At 64.5% G+C, this 15,765-nt stretch carries 17 protein-coding genes and 1 riboswitch; of the genes, 6 read left to right on the forward strand and 11 right to left on the reverse strand.

Annotated elements, in window-relative coordinates; all coding sequences use genetic code 11:
• Positions 1 to 17 precede the first annotated feature (17 nt).
• The 3 genes from ACEWPM_RS02270 to ACEWPM_RS02280 are packed head-to-tail and all read right to left on the reverse strand — an operon-like array spanning position 18 to position 2,574.
• On the reverse strand, positions 18 to 896 hold the full coding sequence (locus ACEWPM_RS02270) for a nickel/cobalt transporter (protein ID WP_393960852.1): 879 nt from the start codon (positions 894 to 896) through the stop codon (positions 18 to 20).
• On the reverse strand, positions 878 to 1,591 hold the full coding sequence (locus ACEWPM_RS02275; RefSeq protein WP_420767992.1) for a DUF1007 family protein: 714 nt from the start codon (positions 1,589 to 1,591) through the stop codon (positions 878 to 880). Before ACEWPM_RS02275 ends, ACEWPM_RS02270 begins: the two co-directional genes overlap by 19 nt.
• Positions 1,579 to 2,574 carry a zinc ABC transporter substrate-binding protein gene (locus tag ACEWPM_RS02280; RefSeq protein WP_393960854.1) on the reverse strand — a complete coding sequence of 332 codons (996 nt, stop codon included), beginning with the start codon at positions 2,572 to 2,574 and terminating at the stop codon, positions 1,579 to 1,581. Before ACEWPM_RS02280 ends, ACEWPM_RS02275 begins: the two co-directional genes overlap by 13 nt.
• 97 nt (positions 2,575 to 2,671) lie before the next feature.
• On the opposite strand from ACEWPM_RS02280, the gene ACEWPM_RS02285 reads away from it, so the two are divergent.
• From ACEWPM_RS02285 to ACEWPM_RS02295, 3 genes are read left to right on the forward strand one after another with little or no spacing between them, the layout of a single operon-like run.
• Entirely contained in the window at positions 2,672 to 3,154 is a 483-nt protein-coding gene (locus ACEWPM_RS02285) for a Fur family transcriptional regulator (RefSeq protein WP_393960855.1), read from the forward strand.
• On the forward strand, positions 3,151 to 3,915 hold the full coding sequence (locus ACEWPM_RS02290) for a metal ABC transporter ATP-binding protein (RefSeq protein WP_393960856.1): 765 nt from the start codon (positions 3,151 to 3,153) through the stop codon (positions 3,913 to 3,915). The genes ACEWPM_RS02285 and ACEWPM_RS02290 overlap by 4 nt, the downstream gene beginning before the upstream one ends.
• Positions 3,915 to 4,718: a metal ABC transporter permease gene (locus ACEWPM_RS02295; protein WP_393960857.1), complete on the forward strand. Its 804-nt coding sequence runs from the start codon at positions 3,915 to 3,917 to the stop codon at positions 4,716 to 4,718. Before ACEWPM_RS02290 ends, ACEWPM_RS02295 begins: the two co-directional genes overlap by 1 nt.
• 8 nt (positions 4,719 to 4,726) lie before the next feature.
• On the opposite strand, the gene ACEWPM_RS02300 is transcribed toward ACEWPM_RS02295, so the two are convergent.
• The 4 genes from ACEWPM_RS02300 to ACEWPM_RS02315 all read right to left on the reverse strand — a co-directional run bounded on the left by ACEWPM_RS02300 (position 4,727) and on the right by ACEWPM_RS02315 (position 8,925).
• Positions 4,727 to 4,990, reverse strand: coding sequence for a hypothetical protein (locus ACEWPM_RS02300; protein ID WP_393960858.1), 264 nt, complete (start codon positions 4,988 to 4,990; stop codon positions 4,727 to 4,729).
• Between the two features lie 111 nt (positions 4,991 to 5,101).
• Positions 5,102 to 5,304, reverse strand: a riboswitch (cobalamin riboswitch).
• Positions 5,305 to 5,408: 104 nt separating this feature from the next.
• Complete coding sequence (locus ACEWPM_RS02305) at positions 5,409 to 7,817, reverse strand: ATP-dependent helicase (RefSeq protein WP_393960859.1); 2,409 nt, start codon at positions 7,815 to 7,817, stop codon at positions 5,409 to 5,411.
• A 131-nt stretch (positions 7,818 to 7,948) separates the two neighbouring features.
• Entirely contained in the window at positions 7,949 to 8,344 is a 396-nt protein-coding gene (locus ACEWPM_RS02310) for a cell division protein ZapA (RefSeq protein ID WP_393961004.1), read from the reverse strand.
• Positions 8,344 to 8,925: a hypothetical protein gene (locus ACEWPM_RS02315; protein ID WP_393960860.1), complete on the reverse strand. Its 582-nt coding sequence runs from the start codon at positions 8,923 to 8,925 to the stop codon at positions 8,344 to 8,346. Before ACEWPM_RS02315 ends, ACEWPM_RS02310 begins: the two co-directional genes overlap by 1 nt.
• A gap of 228 nt (positions 8,926 to 9,153) precedes the next feature.
• On the opposite strand from ACEWPM_RS02315, the gene tkt reads away from it, so the two are divergent.
• On the forward strand, positions 9,154 to 11,169 hold the full coding sequence (tkt, locus tag ACEWPM_RS02320; RefSeq protein WP_393960861.1) for a transketolase: 2,016 nt from the start codon (positions 9,154 to 9,156) through the stop codon (positions 11,167 to 11,169).
• 147 nt (positions 11,170 to 11,316) lie between these two features.
• On the opposite strand, the gene ACEWPM_RS02325 is transcribed toward tkt, so the two are convergent.
• Complete coding sequence (locus tag ACEWPM_RS02325) at positions 11,317 to 12,285, reverse strand: DUF808 domain-containing protein (protein ID WP_393960862.1); 969 nt, start codon at positions 12,283 to 12,285, stop codon at positions 11,317 to 11,319.
• A 171-nt stretch (positions 12,286 to 12,456) separates the two neighbouring features.
• Here ACEWPM_RS02325 and gap point away from each other — a divergent pair, with 171 nt between their 5' ends.
• The gene (gap, locus tag ACEWPM_RS02330; protein ID WP_393960863.1) at positions 12,457 to 13,458 is read left to right on the forward strand and encodes a type I glyceraldehyde-3-phosphate dehydrogenase; all 1,002 of its coding nucleotides are present in this window, start codon (positions 12,457 to 12,459) and stop codon (positions 13,456 to 13,458) included.
• 77 nt (positions 13,459 to 13,535) lie between these two features.
• Positions 13,536 to 13,679, forward strand: a complete 144-nt coding sequence (locus ACEWPM_RS02335; RefSeq protein WP_393960864.1) for a hypothetical protein — start codon at positions 13,536 to 13,538, stop codon at positions 13,677 to 13,679.
• 18 nt (positions 13,680 to 13,697) lie between these two features.
• On the opposite strand, the gene coaD is transcribed toward ACEWPM_RS02335, so the two are convergent.
• From coaD to ACEWPM_RS02350, 3 genes are all read right to left on the reverse strand, one after another.
• Positions 13,698 to 14,189: a pantetheine-phosphate adenylyltransferase gene (gene coaD, locus ACEWPM_RS02340; protein ID WP_393960865.1), complete on the reverse strand. Its 492-nt coding sequence runs from the start codon at positions 14,187 to 14,189 to the stop codon at positions 13,698 to 13,700.
• Positions 14,190 to 14,258: 69 nt separating this feature from the next.
• Complete coding sequence (locus ACEWPM_RS02345) at positions 14,259 to 14,690, reverse strand: CBS domain-containing protein (protein WP_393960866.1); 432 nt, start codon at positions 14,688 to 14,690, stop codon at positions 14,259 to 14,261.
• 105 nt (positions 14,691 to 14,795) lie between these two features.
• A complete protein-coding gene (locus ACEWPM_RS02350) occupies positions 14,796 to 15,692 on the reverse strand; it encodes a LysR family transcriptional regulator (protein ID WP_393960867.1) in 897 nt (298 codons plus the stop codon).
• Between the last annotated feature and the right edge of the window lie 73 nt (positions 15,693 to 15,765).

Genomic DNA, 15,765 nt, shown 5'->3' on the forward strand with positions numbered 1-15,765 from the left:
CACCGCCTGCCCCAGCCTCAGAGCCACGCCAGCATTTGCAGCGAGATCAGAGCGATGAAGGCGCCTGCGGCGATTTCCATTATCGGCATGGCGCCCCAGATGGCGCTATCCCGCGCGCCTGAGCCGAGCGCGCCTTCGCGCGCGAAGGCGGCCATGAGGGCCACGGCGACGGTCACGGCCCCGGTGCCCAGCGCCATGGCCAGCGTTCCGGCGATTCCCGCAGCGGGGATGCCCATCTGCCACGTCAGCACCAAAAGCAGCAGCGCCCCGGTGCAGGGCCGGATCGCCACCGCGCCGATCAGTGCAAGCGTGCCGCGCAGCCCATGGGCCTGCGCCACCTCCTCCGCCGTCGGACCGTGGCTGTGCCCGCAACCGCACTCGGCACTATGGGTATGTACGGGGCGGCGGCCACGCAGCAGCTTGCGCGCGCCCCGCAGGATCAGCCACAACCCGATCAGCCCGATTGCGGCCGCCGAGACGGTGGCCATCGCCCCTTCGGCAAGGCCAGTCAGCTGCGCGCGGGTATAGCCCAGCAGCAGCATCCCGCCATAGACCAGCGCAATCGCCGTACCCGCCTGTCCCAGCGATGACGCCATGGCGATCAGCGACAGGCGCAGGGCAGACACGCGAGCCGCCATGCCATAGCCGCCGATCAGCAGCTTACCATGACCCGGCCCCGCCGCATGGACGAAACCATAGGCGAAAGACAGCCCCATCAGCCACGCGAACGCGCCCGCATCACCGCTGCGCAGCGCGCGCAAGGCCCCGGCCAGCCCGTTCTGAAACTCGCGCTGCCACGCCGAGGACCACCGCGCAACGGACGCATCCATGCCGGTCCACAAGGCCGCGCCAAGCGCCGCGCCGATCAGCGCGAGGATCAGGAGGGTGCGGCGCATGTCACGATAAACCTGTCTGCAAAGAGAACGCCAATATCCCCCAGATCGACCTCGACATAGGGATCCTCGCCGACATCGACCGAGGCAAGCTTGTCGCCGTATTCCGCGTATGCCTTGTCCGTATCGGCGGCCTGCCGCGTCACGGCGCAGTCCTCGGGCCCCTCGATCGTGGGCAGTGCAGGCACGTCATAAGCCACGAAAAAGCTGGGATCGTAAAGCTGGGCCACCGCGCTGCCCTCGCCCAGATCAACCGGCGCGCTCAGCGGGCGTAGATGGGTGGTGATGATGCGGCCATTCTCAAAATAGGCTCGGTGCTGCGCGGGGCCCTCCAATGCGACCGCCACCCCATCGCGCATCAGCGTGACATCCCCCGGAAACCCTGCGGCCCAGTCCACATCATGACCGGCAAACGCCTCCAGTTGCGCGGGTTCGGGCGTGCCGTCGCCATCGGCATCAAGGCCCTTATCCTCGATCATCACCAGCGAATAGAACTCGTCATAGGACCAGCCGATGCGCAGCGCCGCCAGCCGCCCGTGATCGTCGAAGATCAGCGACAATGCGCCGTCGATGAAAACATGCGGATGCGCCTCGCCTTGCCCCGCAGGCATAGCGAACGCACCCATCAGCGCCAGCGCGCCGATCATGCGGGGGGCTGATCGCCCGGCCCCTGCCCGTCTGGCGCCTAGCTTGCGCATACCGCCAACCGCCGCGCCACGTCGCGGATCAGCTCCGGGTAAAATTGCGGGCCCGGCTTAAGATCAGCCCCCAGCGGGTCAATTACGCCTTTGCGCAGGGCGGCGCCTTCGGTCACCGTATCGACAAAGGCCGAGTTGAACGCCGGCTCGGACAGAACGCAGGTGACGTTCATGTCTTGGATGATATGGCGCACCTCCTGGATCCGGGCGGGACCGGGATCGGAGGCATCGCTTGCGGCGATGGCGCCGACGGCGTGCATGTCGAACCGGTGCTCGAAATAGTGGTAGGCGTCATGAAAGACGACGATACGCGCATCCGAAACCGGCGTCAGTAATGTCCGGGCCTCGACGGCGGCGGCCTCTATCTCGGCGCGCCCCTCGGCGGCGTTGGCGACATAGATATCCGCATTTTCCGGGTCCAGCTGCGACAGCTTGCCCGCGATCACACCCAGCCATGCCTTGCCATTTTCCGGGTCGAGCCATGCATGCGGGTCATCGCCCGAGTGATCGTGCGCGGCATGGCCACCATCGCTACCCTCCGTCTGATAGGCTTCGTGCTCAGGGGGCTCGTGATCATGTGTCCCGCCCTCGTGCTCTGGCCCCTCCTCGGCAAAGCTGACGCCGCTGCGAAAACTCAGAATGAAGGTCTCCGGCGCGTGCAGCAACTCGGTGACATCCGCTTCCGGTGCCAAGGTATCGATCGTGCCATCCAGCCAAGGCGTCAACTCCGGCCCGACCCAGAAGATGGCGTCCGCGCCAGACAGCGCCTCCGCCTCGGAGGGGCGCATGGCGTATCCGTGGGGCGACGCGCCAGGCCGCACGATCTGCTGAGGGGTGCCCAGCCCGTCCATCACGCGGGCGGCCAGAGATGCGACGGGCGCGATATCCGTCACCACGCGAGGCACCTCGGCCGCCGCGGCGCTGGCCGAAACCCATAGCGCCGCCGTAGCCAGAAGAAGAGATCTGTATCTTTGCGTGGACATTCCGGCCTCATGTGATTATGTAACACTTCGCAATGAGGTAAATGGTATAATATAACATATCAACCCCTTTTCGCGCCCAAATCCAGGACCCCGCGCCATGACGATAGATCCTTTTGAAACGCACGACCATGATGGCTGCATCAAGGCCGGCATGCGCGCTGCCGAACGGCAATGTTCCGCGCAGGGCTTGCAATTCACGCCTGTGCGCCGGCGCGTGCTGGAGATTCTGCTGGGCGAGCACAAGGCGCTGGGAGCTTACGACATTCTTGAGGTGCTGCGGGCCGAGGGGCTGGGCGCGCAGCCGCCCGTCGCTTACCGCGCGCTTGATTTTCTGGTCAGTCATGGGCTGGCCCACCGGATCGAGCGGCTGAATGCCTTTACCGCCTGCACCCATTCCGATCAAAGCCACGCCCCCGTTTTCCTGATCTGCCGCGCCTGCCAGCGGGTCGTCGAGGTGGATACCGATCCCGAAGCAGGCGAACTGGCGCGCGCGGCGGGCGATGCGGGGTTCCAGATCGAGCGCACGGTGCGCGAGGCCGTCGGGCTCTGCCCCGGATGCCACGAGAGCGCCACCGCATGACGCCCCCCCTGATCGAAGCCAAGGGCCTGAGCGTGCGGCATGGTCGGAACACCGTGCTGCAAAACGTCGATTTCGCCATCGCCCCCGGCGAAATCGTGACCATTGTCGGGCCCAACGGATCCGGCAAATCCACCCTCTTGCGCGCCCTCTTGGGCGGGGTGCGCCCCAGCGCCGGGCGCATCACGCGCCGCCCCGGCCTTCGGCTGGGCTATGTGCCGCAGCGGCTGGTGCTGGATGCGGCGCTGCCGATCACCGTCTCGCGCTTTCTCAGCCTGCCGCGCCGAGTCAGCCGCGAGGCCGCTCGCGATGCGCTGGAGCGCGCCGGCGTGCCCGATATCGGCGGGCATCCCATGGCGGACCTGTCGGGCGGACAGTTTCAACGCGTCGTGCTGGCGCGCGCCCTGCTGCGGAACCCTCAGCTTTTGATGCTGGACGAGGGCACCGCGGGCCTGGATCAGCCCGGCGCCGCCGCGTTCTATCGCCGGATCGAGGATGTGCGCCGTGAGACGGGCTGCGCCATCTTGATGGTCAGCCATGATCTGCATGTCGTAATGAGCGCGTCTGACCGTGTGATCTGCCTCAACGGGCATGTCTGCTGCGAAGGCACGCCCGAAGTCGTCGCCGAGGCGCCCGTCTATCGCGCCCTTTTTGGCGAAGGCACGCAAGGGGCGCTGGCGCTCTACCGGCACCACCACGACCATTTGCATGGCGAGGAATGCACGCATGACCATGGCACGGCGCAGGCGAAGGCAGGTGACTGATGCTGGATGATTTCATGACCCGGGCGGCGCTGGCCGGGATCGGCACGTCACTGGCCGCGGCGCCCTTGGGGTGTTTCGTCGTCTGGCGGCGCATGGCTTATTTTGGCGACGCGACCGCCCATGCGGCTATTTTGGGCGTCGCCCTGTCGCTGGCGCTGTCCTTGCCGATCTTTGCCGGCGCCCTGGTCGTTGCGCTGGCGATGGCCACATTGGTCACGGCCCTCTCGGGGCGCGGGCGCGGCGTGGATACGGTGCTGGGCGTGCTGGCCCATTCGGCGCTGGCCTTCGGCCTTGTGGGCGTGTCCTTCCTGCAAGGGGTGCGCATCGATGTGATGTCGTTTCTTTTTGGCGATATCCTGTCGGTCTCTCGCGCAGATCTGGCGGTGATCTGGGGCGGCGCGGCGCTGGTTCTGGCGCTGGTCGGCTGGCGCTGGTCAGCACTCCTGACCGCGACGCTGGACCCGGACCTGGCCCGCGCCGACGGGATCGACCCCAAGCGCGAGGAGCTGATCCTGACCCTCGCCCTGGCCATCGTAGTGGCGGTGGCAATCAAGGTCGTCGGCGCGCTGCTGATCACCGCCCTGCTGATCATCCCTGCAGCCACCGCGCGCCCATTCGCCCGCACGCCCGAGGCGATGGCCGTCATCGCCGCCGGGCTGGCGGTAGTAGCGGCATGGGCCGGGCTTCGAACGTCCTACGCGCTGGATACGCCCACCGGGCCGACCATCGTTTGCGCCGCCGCAATCCTTTTCGCCGCCTCAAGCCTCTATGCCGCGATCAAGGATCGCTGGCACGCGCGCTGACGCTCGGCCTAGTGCAAGCGCGCCGCGCGGCCACGCCTTCCGCGGGGTGAGGCGCGCATCGTGGCCTGATTTAGAAACCGGACAAAGGCTTGCGCCGCAGGGCTGCGCGCCTCTGCCGGGGCAGCCTTGAGTGCGGCTCGCGCCGCTTCGGGGGTCGCCGCGCCTGGCAGGGCAAAGGCCCATTCCAGAAAGCCCAGCCGCGCCACCGCGTCCGCATCGGCGCCAACGGCGTCGCTCCGCTCAAGCCCGTTCAGAATCTGCTTCACGCTCATGTCTCATCCACTCCTTGGCCGCACCCCGGGCCGGTTGGGGCGCAGGATGGCGTGCGAGGCTGGCATGCGAGGAACGAGGCCCGGCAGCAGCGTCCACACCGCCCCACGCGGTTTGACGTCACTTCCAAGGCTGGTTTCCGGACTTCGGGGGCCGGGCCGCGATTGGCCCATGATCAGGCGCCCTTCCCGGGCCGTCGTGCCCAGTGGTCTTGCGCCGTCTCGCCCACCCTTACCGTTGCGGGGGCAGTGCCGGATTTGCACCGGCTTCCCAATTCTCCGCGCAGCCGCGCAGCACCTTGGAGATTTCACTGTGACGGATTCGATGCTCCCGCACAACGCCTGATGGCCGGCCGGACGCCAAAAGAGATTTCAGCCTCCGGCGGGGATATTTTTCAGCCAAAAGATGCAGAGCAATGCGCTAGAAAGGCACGTCATCGGGGCTGGTGACAAAGCGCGCCACGACCTTTTTCGTGCCCGCCTTGTCGAATGCGATCTCAAGCTTGTCGCCCTCAAGACCAATGATCTCGCCATAGCCGAATTTCTGGTGGAACACCCGCTCGCCCACCGTGTGGGACGAGGCGGCGGCCATGTCGATCACCGGCGAGGTCGACTCGCGCGGCTGGGCCGTGGGGCGCTGGCCCGCGCGCGCCTGCATCCGTTTCCAGCCGGGGGAATTGTAGACATTCGCCTCGGCCACCTTGGCGTCGATGCTGTTTTGCACGACACCCATGCCCGCCGCGCCATAGCCGCCGCCATAGAGGCCGGGCGGGGTCAGAACATCGACATGATCCTCGGGCAGCTCGTCGATGAAGCGCGACGGCAAGGATGATTGCCACTGGCCAAAGACCCGGCGATTGCCGGCGAAGGAGATCGTGCAGACCTCCTCGGCCCGCGTAATGCCGACATAGGCAAGACGGCGCTCTTCCTCGACGCCCTTGAGTCCGCTTTCATCCATCGAGCGCTGCGACGGGAAGAGACCATCCTCCCAGCCCGGCAGGAAGACGGCGGGAAATTCGAGGCCCTTGGCGGCGTGAAGCGTCATGATGCTGACCTTCTCGCCCTCATTTTCGCTCTCGTTATCCATGATCAGACTGACATGTTCGAGAAACCCTGTCAGATTCTCGAAATTCTCGAGTGCCTTGACCAGCTCCTTGAGGTTCTCGAGCCGTCCCGGCGCCTCGGGCGTTTTGTCGTTCTGCCACATCTCGGTATAGCCGCTCTCATCAAGGATGATCTCGGCCAGCTCGATATGGCTGATCGCCGCATCGCCGGCCATGCGTCCCCAGCGAGCAAGGCCATCCAGTAGCAGCGACAACTCGCGCGCGCCTTTGCCCGTCAGGCCCTTTTCCGCGACCAGAATGCGCGCGCCTTCTATCAAGGGCACACCGTTCTCTCGTGCCGTCACCTGCATCTTTTGCTGCGCCTTGTCGCCGAGGCCACGCTTGGGCGTGTTCACGATCCGCTCGAAGGCCAGATCGTCACTTGGCGACGTTACGCAGCGGAAATAGGCCATCGCATCGCGGATCTCCATCCGCTCGTAGAAGCGTGGACCACCGATGACGCGGTAGGGCAGACCGATGGTCAGGAACCGATCCTCGAAGGCGCGCATCTGGTGCGACGCGCGCACGAGGATGGCCATATCGTCAAGACCGTAAGGACGCTGGCCACGGGTGCCGCGCTGCATCGCCTCGATCTCTTCGCCGATCCAGCGTGCCTCTTCTTCACCATCCCAATGGCCGATGAGGCGCACCTTCTCGCCATCTTGTTCTTGCGTCCACAGCTCCTTGCCCAATCGGCCCTGATTACCCGCGATCACGCCCGAGGCAGCGGCCAGAATATGAGGGGTCGAGCGGTAATTCTGTTCGAGCCGGACCACATGCGCGCCGGGGAAATCCTTTTCGAACCGCAGGATATTGCCCACCTCGGCGCCGCGCCAGCCATAGATCGACTGATCGTCATCGCCGACGCAGCAGATATTCTTGTGCCCGCCGGCAAGGAGGCGCAGCCATAGGTATTGGGCGACATTCGTGTCCTGGTATTCGTCCACGAGGATATATTTGAACCAACGCTGATATTGCTGGAGGATGTCATCATGCTTCTGGAAGATCGTGACGACATGGAGCAGCAGATCGCCAAAATCCACGGCGTTCAGCTCGATCAGGCGGCGCTGGTACTGCTTGTAGAGCAGCACCGCCTTGCCATTGTAGGCGCCCGCCTCGGCGGCGGGCACGCGGTCCGGCGTCCAGGCGCGGTTTTTCCAGTTGTCGATCACCCCGGCCAACTGGCGGGCGGGCCAGCGCTTGTCGTCGATGCCGGCGGCTTGCACCAGCTGCTTGAGCAGGCGCAGTTGATCGTCCGTGTCGAGAATGGTGAAGTTCGACTTCAGCGTGACCTCGCGCGCCGGCGCCTCGATCACGTCATCCGTATATCCACCGCCTTGCACGCCGATCAGCTCGGCATGGCGGCGCAGCAGCTTGACGCAGATCGAGTGGAACGTGCCCAGCCACGGCATCCCCTCGATGGACTGGCCCAAAAGCGCGCCGACGCGGGTCTTCATCTCGCGCGCGGCCTTGTTGGTGAAGGTAACAGCCAGCACCTCGTTGGGGCGTGCGCGGCCGGTATTCAGAAGATGCACGATGCGCGTTGTCAGCGCCTTGGTCTTGCCCGTGCCTGCGCCTGCCAGCATCAGGACGGGGCCGTCCATCGTCTCGACCGCCAGACGCTGCTCGGGGTTCAGGCCATCAAGGTATGGCGCGGGCCGCGCGGCCATTGCGCGCGAAGACAGGGAGGCGCTCTCGAACGCGTCGGATTCGTCAAAACTGCTCATGGGCGGAACCATAGCGCCACCGGCGCGCAAGATAAAGAGATGTTCGGCCTATGTTCTGCACATGAAACACGTCGGGGCGGCATCCCGCCGCCCTGCCCTTTCACACCCCTGGCCATCGGCTTGCGGAGGTGTCAGCCTGCCTTCTTGCCATCCACCGTCTCGGCCAGCGCCTCGGCGCGGGCGGCGATTTCGGCCAGCGTATCGGTGATCGAGCTGGGCACAACCGGAACCTCGACCCTTTCGGGCGTGGGCGGAGGCGCATCGCGCAGGCCTGCCAGCTCAGCTTCGCGCTCGGCCAGCTTGTCGTTCATCTCGGCCAACTTATCCTGCAAACCGGCGGTCTTGTCGGCCAGCATGAGGCCCGCCATCAGCAGCATGCGTGCCTCGGGAATGCGCCCGATCTGCGCAGCCAGAACCGAGGCCTCGTCATCCAGCATCTTGGCGGCGGAATGCAGAAAATGCTCTTCGCCAGTCTGACAGGACACTTGGAACGTGCGGCCACCGATTTCGACATCAACTTCGGGCATCATGCGTCCCCCATTCCATTTCCACTGGTTTTTGCGCCGCTGGTGGCAGTGCTACCGGCCTCATCGAGACTGCCATCGCCTGACCCGCCGATCCGCGCGAGCTCGCCGAGAATGGCATCCATTTCGGCCCGGTCGGCAGCACGGGTGGCACGCAAGCCATCCAGCTCGGCCATCATCGCCTTATTGATCAGATGCGGCTCGGCCACGCCACTGGCATTCGCATCGCGCAGCTTGGCGTTATTGTCGCGCAGTTGCTGATTGGCATGGCGCAGCGATTGCAGATCGCCGTCGATCTTGCGCAGCATCTTGGCACGCGCGTCTTCCTCGGCCTTGGCCTCACCGGCGGCGGCCTTGAGCTCTTCCAAGCTGGCTTCGGCCTCGCGGGCGCGGGCGCTTAGCTGCTTGACGCGCTCTTCCAGCTGGGCATTTGCCAGCCTTTCATCCTCGACCTGCTGGCGCAGGGCCTCTACCTCGCCCGGCTCGTCGGCCTGATCATCCGTCGTTCCCAGCCCGTCCAGTCCCTGCCCGATCCGGTCCAGCGCCGCCATGATACGGCTTTGCATCGCGTCGATATCGCTCATCGCGTCAATGTCCTTTTCAACTGTCTGCCCCAACTCTCTTACAGGGCACGCCGAATCGCAACATGCCCTTGATGGCGCCAAGTCTAGCGAATGGCTTGCAAAAAGGCTTCCCCCCTTGCGGCGGAAGGCGTCGACGTGCCGGGGGGCGGTATGGCGGCGCTTGAACTTCGGGGCCGGGCTGGTATTGAGGCAGGCAGTTAACGCCTCTCCCATAAGGAAACCGCTGCCGTGGATCTCAACGCCCTCGCCAAAGCCAATCCCGATCACTGGTCCAAAGCGACCGCCATTCGCGCCCTGACGCTGGACGCGGTCCACGCCGCCAATTCGGGCCATTCCGGGATGCCTATGGGCATGGCCGATGTCGCCACCGTGCTTTACGAGAAACACCTGAAATTCGATGCGTCCGCGCCCGACTGGCCCGACCGCGACCGCTTCATCCTCAGCGCAGGTCATGGCTCGATGCTGCTTTATTCTCTGCTGCACCTGACGGGCTACGAGGACATGACGCTGGAGCAGATCAAGAATTTCCGCCAATGGGGCGCGATCACGGCGGGCCATCCGGAATATGGCCATGCCAAGGGGATCGAGACAACCACCGGCCCGCTGGGCCAGGGCATCGCCAATTCGGTCGGCTTCGCCATGGCCGAGGAAATCCTGCGCGCGCGCCACGGCCGCAAGCTGGTCGATCACCATACTTACGTCATCGCCGGAGATGGCTGCCTGATGGAGGGGATCAGCCAGGAGGCCATCACGCTGGCCGGGCGTCATTCGCTGGGCAAGCTGATCGTTTTTTGGGACAACAACGACATTACAATCGACGGCAAGGTGTCGCTGTCGGATCGCACCGATCAGGTCAAGCGCTTCCGTGCCGCAGGCTGGCAAGTGATCGAGATCGATGGCCACAACCCGGACGAGATCGACGAGGCAATCGTTAAAGCCAAGAAGTCGAAAAAGCCCAGCATGATCGCTTGCAAGACGCATATTGCGCTGGGGCACGCGGCGCAGGATACGTCCAAGGGCCATGGCGCGCTGACCGACGAGGATCAGATGGCTGCAGCCAAGGCCGCCTATGGCTGGACCACTGGCCCGTTCGAAGTGCCGGGCGATGTGAAAAAGGCATGGAAGGCGATTGGCGCGCGCGGCGCGGACGAACGCAAGGCTTGGGAAGCCCGCTTTGCCGAGGCGTCCGAACGCCGGCAAGGTGAGTTCACGCGGGCCCTAGACCGTGACCCCCCCAAGAAGCTGAGCGCGCGCATCAAGGCGCTGAAGAAACAGATCAGCGAGGAGGCCCCCAAGGTCGCCACGCGCAAATCGAGCGAGATGGTGCTGGAGGTTGTGAATCCGATCATGCGCGAGACCGTCGGCGGCTCGGCGGACCTCACCGGATCGAACAACACAAAGACGGGCGATCTGGGCGTCTTTGACACCGATAATCGCAAGGGTCGATATATCTATTGGGGCATTCGCGAGCATGGCATGGCCGCCGCGATGAACGGCATGGCGCTGCATGGCGGTATCCGCCCCTATGGCGGCACCTTCATGTGCTTCACCGATTATGCCCGGCCCGCGATGCGTCTCGCGGCGCTGATGCGCGTACCCACGGTATTCGTGATGACCCATGACAGCATCGGTCTGGGTGAGGACGGCCCGACGCACCAGCCGGTCGAACATCTGGCGATTTCGCGCGCTACACCCAACACCTGGGTCTTCCGCCCCTGCGACACGGTGGAAACGGCCGAGGCATGGGAACTGGCACTGAGCACCAAGGAGACGCCCTCTGTCCTGTCGCTGACGCGCCAGAACGTGCCCACGCTGCGGACCGAGCATCGCAACAAGAACCTCACCGCGCAGGGCGCCTATGTGCTGGCCGATGCGGAGGGCAAGCGTCAGGCGATCCTCATGGCCACCGGCTCGGAGGTCGAGATCGCAATGAAGGCGCGTGATCTGCTGCAGGCCGAGGGGATCGGGTGCCGCGTTGTCTCGATGCCCTGCATGGAGCTTTTCGAGGCGCAGGACGAGGCGGTGCGCAAGCGCGTGCTGCCCGCAGGTCCGGTGCGCGTCGCCGTTGAGGCCGCCGTGCGGCAGGGCTGGGACAAATGGCTGAGCGGTGAGCGTGGCCGCGCGGCGAAGTCCGGCTTTGTCGGGATGGACAGCTTCGGCGCATCGGCCCCGGCCGATGTTCTCTATGAGAAGTTCGGCATCACCGCCGAGGCGGTCGCCGCCAAGGTGAAATCGCTACTCTGAGGCGAACGGGAAGACTATTATCCAAATAGTCTTCCCGAAACTCTTGGATGAGTTTTTTCCCTAGCAGATGACGTGCACCTGATCATCATTGCAGGCAATCATGATCTTCACGGCATTTTGCGCAATGTGACCTCCGATCCGATCAGATCAAACCACCGGATTGATCTTTCGCACCCGCTGCCAGATCGGCGTGATAACGTTGGTTCCAATAGGGATGAGCACCAGACCCAGCGCCAGCCCCAGAACCCCGTCCATGGCAGCGACCAGCGCCCATTCCGCGGCGGCCCGCCCCTGCTCCAGTCCATGGGCAGCCATTTCGGCCAGGTGATGGATCTGGTCATAGAGCCACGTAAAGCCCAGAGCCGCCAGCCCGTGCAGGATGATGTTGCCGCCCACCCAGAGCATGGCCGCCGTGCCTATGATCACCAGCAGCGCGAGAACCTTGGGCATCGCGGCAACGATCCAGCGGCCCAGACCCCGCGTCGCGCCAAGCTGCCCCTTGGCGGCCATGAACAGCCCCAGATCATCGGCCTTCACGATCAGCGCCACCGCACCATAGACCGCCACCGTGATCATCACCGCAACAGCAGCCAGCGTGCCCGCCTCCATCCAGAAGCTGCTGGGCGGAATCGCGGCCAGCGCGATGGTCATGATCTCGGCCGAGAGGATGAAGTCCGTCTTGATCGCACCCGCGACCTTCTGCTCTTCCAGATGGGCCGGATCGTCGGGCTCCGTCTCCATGTGGCTTTCCTCATGATGCGCCCAGCCCAGTGCGTGAGCCACCTTCTCGGCGCCCTCAAAGCACAGATAGCAGCCCCCCAGCATCAAAAGCGGCGTGACCGCCCAAGGCGCGAACGCGCTCAGGGCCAGCCCGGCGGGCAGAAGAAACACCAGCTTGTTCACCAGCGAGCCGCGCGCGATGCGCCAGATGATCGGCAATTCGCGCGCAGCGTCAAAACCATGCACGTATTTCGGCGTCACCGCGGCGTCGTCGATCGCCGCGCCTGCCGCCTTGGCGCCTGCCTTGGCCGCCTGCCCCACCACGTCATCGACCGAGGCCGCCGCCACTTTGGCGATTGCCGCCACATCGTCGAGTAGCGCCAGAAGTCCGCTCATGCCTGTTCTCCGATCATATTTGCTTCACCGTAGCAAAGCTGATTCCGCGTACAAGGCTGCGACGCGAGATTGCGCTAACAGCCGCGCGCTCTTGCGTTTAGACCTTTCGGTACGGCCCGCTCGCCCGTATATCCCCTGCAAACGCTAAAACCTGCCAAGGAGTTCATCCCCATGACCATCAATGTCGGCATCAACGGATTTGGCCGCATCGGCCGCGCCACCCTCGCCCATATCAGCGAGACAGGTCGCGAGGATATCAATGTGGTCAAGCTGAATGCCACCGGCCCGCTGGAGACGGCGGCGCATCTGATCCGTTTCGACAGTGTGCATGGCCGGTTCCCCGGCACGGTGACCACCGGCGACGGCACGATGGATCTGGGGCGCGGCGATATCCAGATGTTCTCGACCTACGAGATGGATGAGTTGGACTGGGACGGTTGCGACGTCGTGCTGGAATGCACCGGCAACTTTAATGACGGTGAAAAAGCAAAGAAGCATCTCGAGCGCGGCGCGGGCAAGGTCCTGCTCTCGGCCCCCGGCAAGAACGTGGACCGCACCGTGGTGATGGGCGTCAATGACGGCGATCTGCAGGCGGGCGAGCGCATGATCTCGAACGGGTCCTGCACCACCAACTGCCTCGCCCCACTGGCCAAGGTCTTGCATGAGGGCATCGGCATCGAGAGCGGCATCATGACCACGATCCACGCCTACACGGGCGATCAGCCGACGCTGGACCGCCGTCACAAGGATCTCTACCGCGCACGCGCCGCGGCGATGTCGATGATCCCCACCTCCACCGGCGCGGCCAAGGCCCTGTCGGAGGTTCTGCCCGCGATGAAGGGCCGCCTTGATGGATCGGCCATCCGCGTGCCCACGCCCAATGTCTCGGCGGTGGACCTCACATTCGTTGCCTCGAAATCCGTCACCGCCGAAGAGGTCAACGCCGTCGTGGCCGAAGCTGCGGCAGGCGCGATGAAAGGCATTCTTGCCTATGATCCCGCGCCCAAGGTCAGCATCGATTTCAACCACACCGAGGAAAGCAGCATCTTCGCGCCCCAGCAGACCAAGGTCGTCGGCGGCACTCTGGTGCGCGTTCTGGCATGGTATGACAACGAATGGGGCTTTTCCTGCCGCATGGCGGATGTAGCCGCATTGATGGGCCGGCTGGGCTGAGCCGCCGCGATATTGCCAGATGCGGCCCCCGTCTGTACCAAGGCGCGGGGCCGCATGCCATTTGAAAGGGCGCTGACATGACCGACCGCATCGCGCTCTGGCTATTCATACTGATCGTGCTGGCGCTGGTGCTGGATTATTACATCCAAGGCATGGCGGGGCTGATCTTCCTCGGGGCAAAGCTCGGCGAACTCATCGAATGGATGGCCTTCTGGCGGTGACGCCTCGGACCTCGGATTTCAGCGGAACTTGGCGATGAGCGCGGCTTTCACGTCCGGGGTCACGAATGTCGAGACGTCTCCGTCCAGCCGCGCGATTTCCTTGACCAGCTTGGACGCAATGGCCTGGTGACCGGTATCGGCCATCAGAAAAACGGTTTCGATATCCGCATCAAGCGCGCGGTTCATGCCGACCATCTGGAACTCGTATTCAAAATCCGCGACCGCGCGCAGGCCGCGCACGATCACCTGCGCGCCCACATCACGCGCGCAATTTATCAGCAGGTTCTCGAACGGATGCACGACGATCTCGGCCCTGCCCGGCACGGTGATCCGCTCCGCCGCTGATTCCAGCATCGTCACACGCTCGTCCAGGGTAAAAAGCGGGCCCTTGTCGCGGTTTATGGCGACGCCGATCACCAGACGGTCGACCAGTCGCGCGGCGCGGCGGATGATGTCGATATGACCCAGCGTGACAGGATCGAAGGTGCCGGGGTAAAGGCCGATGCGCATGAGGGGTCATCCGTCTGTAGTTTGCGCCAAAAGGCATCACCCGCCCTCAAATTGCAAGGGCGCAGCGGCTCAGTGGCCCATGATCATGCCCTGCATCGACGCGTTTTCCATCGCCAGCTCTTCCAGCCGCGCCTTGACCAAGTCGCCCAGCGTGACGATGCCCACCAATTCGCCATCCTTCAGGACAGGCATGTGGCGGAACCGGCCCTCGGTCATGCGGCTCAGCACCTCTTCGCCCGTGTCGCCCAGACCGGCGCAGAACGGATCGGGCGTCATCAGCGCCTCGACACTGTCCGAAAGGCACCCCGCCCCCCGATCACCAAGCGCGCGCACGATATCGCGCTCGGACAGGATGCCGACAACGCCCTTTTTGCCATCGGTGATGACCAAAGCACCGATGCTTTTCGCGCCCAGCGTGGCCGCCGCGTCCGAGATGAGAGTCTTCCGCGAGATGGTGAAGACGGCATCGCCCTTGGCCTTGAGAATTTGTGAAACCAGCATGATCTAGCGCCCCCTTGTGATCTCCGGCATTGCGTCCGGCCGTGCCCGCGGAATGCCCGCCGGTTGATCCAGCGTAATCGCACCGCAGCATCTGTCAAGCGCGCGTCACCCCTGCCCCTCCAGCCGGGCGACCTCGCGCCGCATCGCCGCCGCCAGCGCCTCGGCAAAACGGTTGAGCCGGTCGAGCCGCCGATCGTCCACATGGCGGATAAGGTAAAAGCTGCGTGTGAGGCTGACCTTATCGGGAAGTACCCGCACCAGTCCGTGACCAAAAGGGATCGAGAAATCATGCACGATGCCGATCCCCGCCCCCTGCCGGATCCAGCTGAACTGCACCGAAACCGAGTTGCTGGCCAGATCCACGCGGGGCAGCCCGGCCTCGGCCATGTAGTCCAGTTCCTTGTCGAAGATCATGTCCTGAATGTAACCGACGATCCGGTGATGGCGCAGATCCTCGACGCTGTTGATCGGCGCGGAATCGCGCAGGTAATCGCGCGACGCCACCAGGCTCAGCCGATAATCGGTGACCTTCTGCACACTCAGGCGCCCCGCCAGGGGCGCGCTGACTGCGATGGCCATGTCCGCCTCGCGACGCGACAGGTTGAAGACGCGTGGCAGCGCGACGATCTGCACCTCCAGATCCGGGTTCTCCTCGACAATCTGCGCGCAGACCTGGGGCAGCAGGAAATTGGCCGACCCATCGGGCGAGCCCAACCGGATCTGTCCACTCAGCTGCGCGCCCTGCCCAGACAGATCTTCGAAGGCGGCGGTCATCTCCTGCTCGGCGCGGGCGGCGTGGCCCATCAGGCGCTGCCCCTCGCCGGTCAGCGCATATCCCTGCGGTGATCTGGCAAACAGCGGCGCGCGCAGCGCCTCTTCCAGCCGCGTGATGCGCCGCCCCACGGTGGCGGGGTCGATCTTGAGTACGCGTCCGGCAGCCGAGAGGCTCTCAAGACGCGCGACGGCCAGAAATATCCTCAGATCGTCCCATTGAGGTTGCACGGCAATCCCTTTGCAAAAACGCAAAATAGCTTTGGTAACATTGTCTCTGTTCTGCGCAATTTTGCAAGACTAT

The sequence above is a fragment of the Roseovarius maritimus genome (assembly GCF_043355895.2).
GTDB lineage: Bacteria > Pseudomonadota > Alphaproteobacteria > Rhodobacterales > Rhodobacteraceae > Roseovarius > Roseovarius maritimus.

What these genes read in the sequence shown, in the direction of transcription:
- ACEWPM_RS02325 (WP_393960862.1), bottom strand. Translation starts at nt 12,285, where the DNA reads ATGAGCGGACTTCTGGCGCTACTCGACGATGTGGCGGCAATCGCCAAA.
- ACEWPM_RS02275 (WP_420767992.1), bottom strand. Translation starts at nt 1,591, where the DNA reads ATGCGCAAGCTAGGCGCCAGACGGGCAGGGGCCGGGCGATCAGCCCCC.
- gap (WP_393960863.1), top strand. Translation starts at nt 12,457, where the DNA reads ATGACCATCAATGTCGGCATCAACGGATTTGGCCGCATCGGCCGCGCC.
- ACEWPM_RS02305 (WP_393960859.1), bottom strand. Translation starts at nt 7,817, where the DNA reads ATGAGCAGTTTTGACGAATCCGACGCGTTCGAGAGCGCCTCCCTGTCT.
- ACEWPM_RS02295 (WP_393960857.1), top strand. Translation starts at nt 3,915, where the DNA reads ATGCTGGATGATTTCATGACCCGGGCGGCGCTGGCCGGGATCGGCACG.
- ACEWPM_RS02300 (WP_393960858.1), bottom strand. Translation starts at nt 4,990, where the DNA reads ATGAGCGTGAAGCAGATTCTGAACGGGCTTGAGCGGAGCGACGCCGTT.
- ACEWPM_RS02285 (WP_393960855.1), top strand. Translation starts at nt 2,672, where the DNA reads ATGACGATAGATCCTTTTGAAACGCACGACCATGATGGCTGCATCAAG.
- ACEWPM_RS02315 (WP_393960860.1), bottom strand. Translation starts at nt 8,925, where the DNA reads ATGAGCGATATCGACGCGATGCAAAGCCGTATCATGGCGGCGCTGGAC.
- coaD (WP_393960865.1), bottom strand. Translation starts at nt 14,189, where the DNA reads ATGCGCATCGGCCTTTACCCCGGCACCTTCGATCCTGTCACGCTGGGT.
- ACEWPM_RS02270 (WP_393960852.1), bottom strand. Translation starts at nt 896, where the DNA reads ATGCGCCGCACCCTCCTGATCCTCGCGCTGATCGGCGCGGCGCTTGGC.
- ACEWPM_RS02290 (WP_393960856.1), top strand. Translation starts at nt 3,151, where the DNA reads ATGACGCCCCCCCTGATCGAAGCCAAGGGCCTGAGCGTGCGGCATGGT.
- ACEWPM_RS02335 (WP_393960864.1), top strand. Translation starts at nt 13,536, where the DNA reads ATGACCGACCGCATCGCGCTCTGGCTATTCATACTGATCGTGCTGGCG.
- ACEWPM_RS02345 (WP_393960866.1), bottom strand. Translation starts at nt 14,690, where the DNA reads ATGCTGGTTTCACAAATTCTCAAGGCCAAGGGCGATGCCGTCTTCACC.
- ACEWPM_RS02280 (WP_393960854.1), bottom strand. Translation starts at nt 2,574, where the DNA reads ATGTCCACGCAAAGATACAGATCTCTTCTTCTGGCTACGGCGGCGCTA.
- ACEWPM_RS02310 (WP_393961004.1), bottom strand. Translation starts at nt 8,344, where the DNA reads ATGCCCGAAGTTGATGTCGAAATCGGTGGCCGCACGTTCCAAGTGTCC.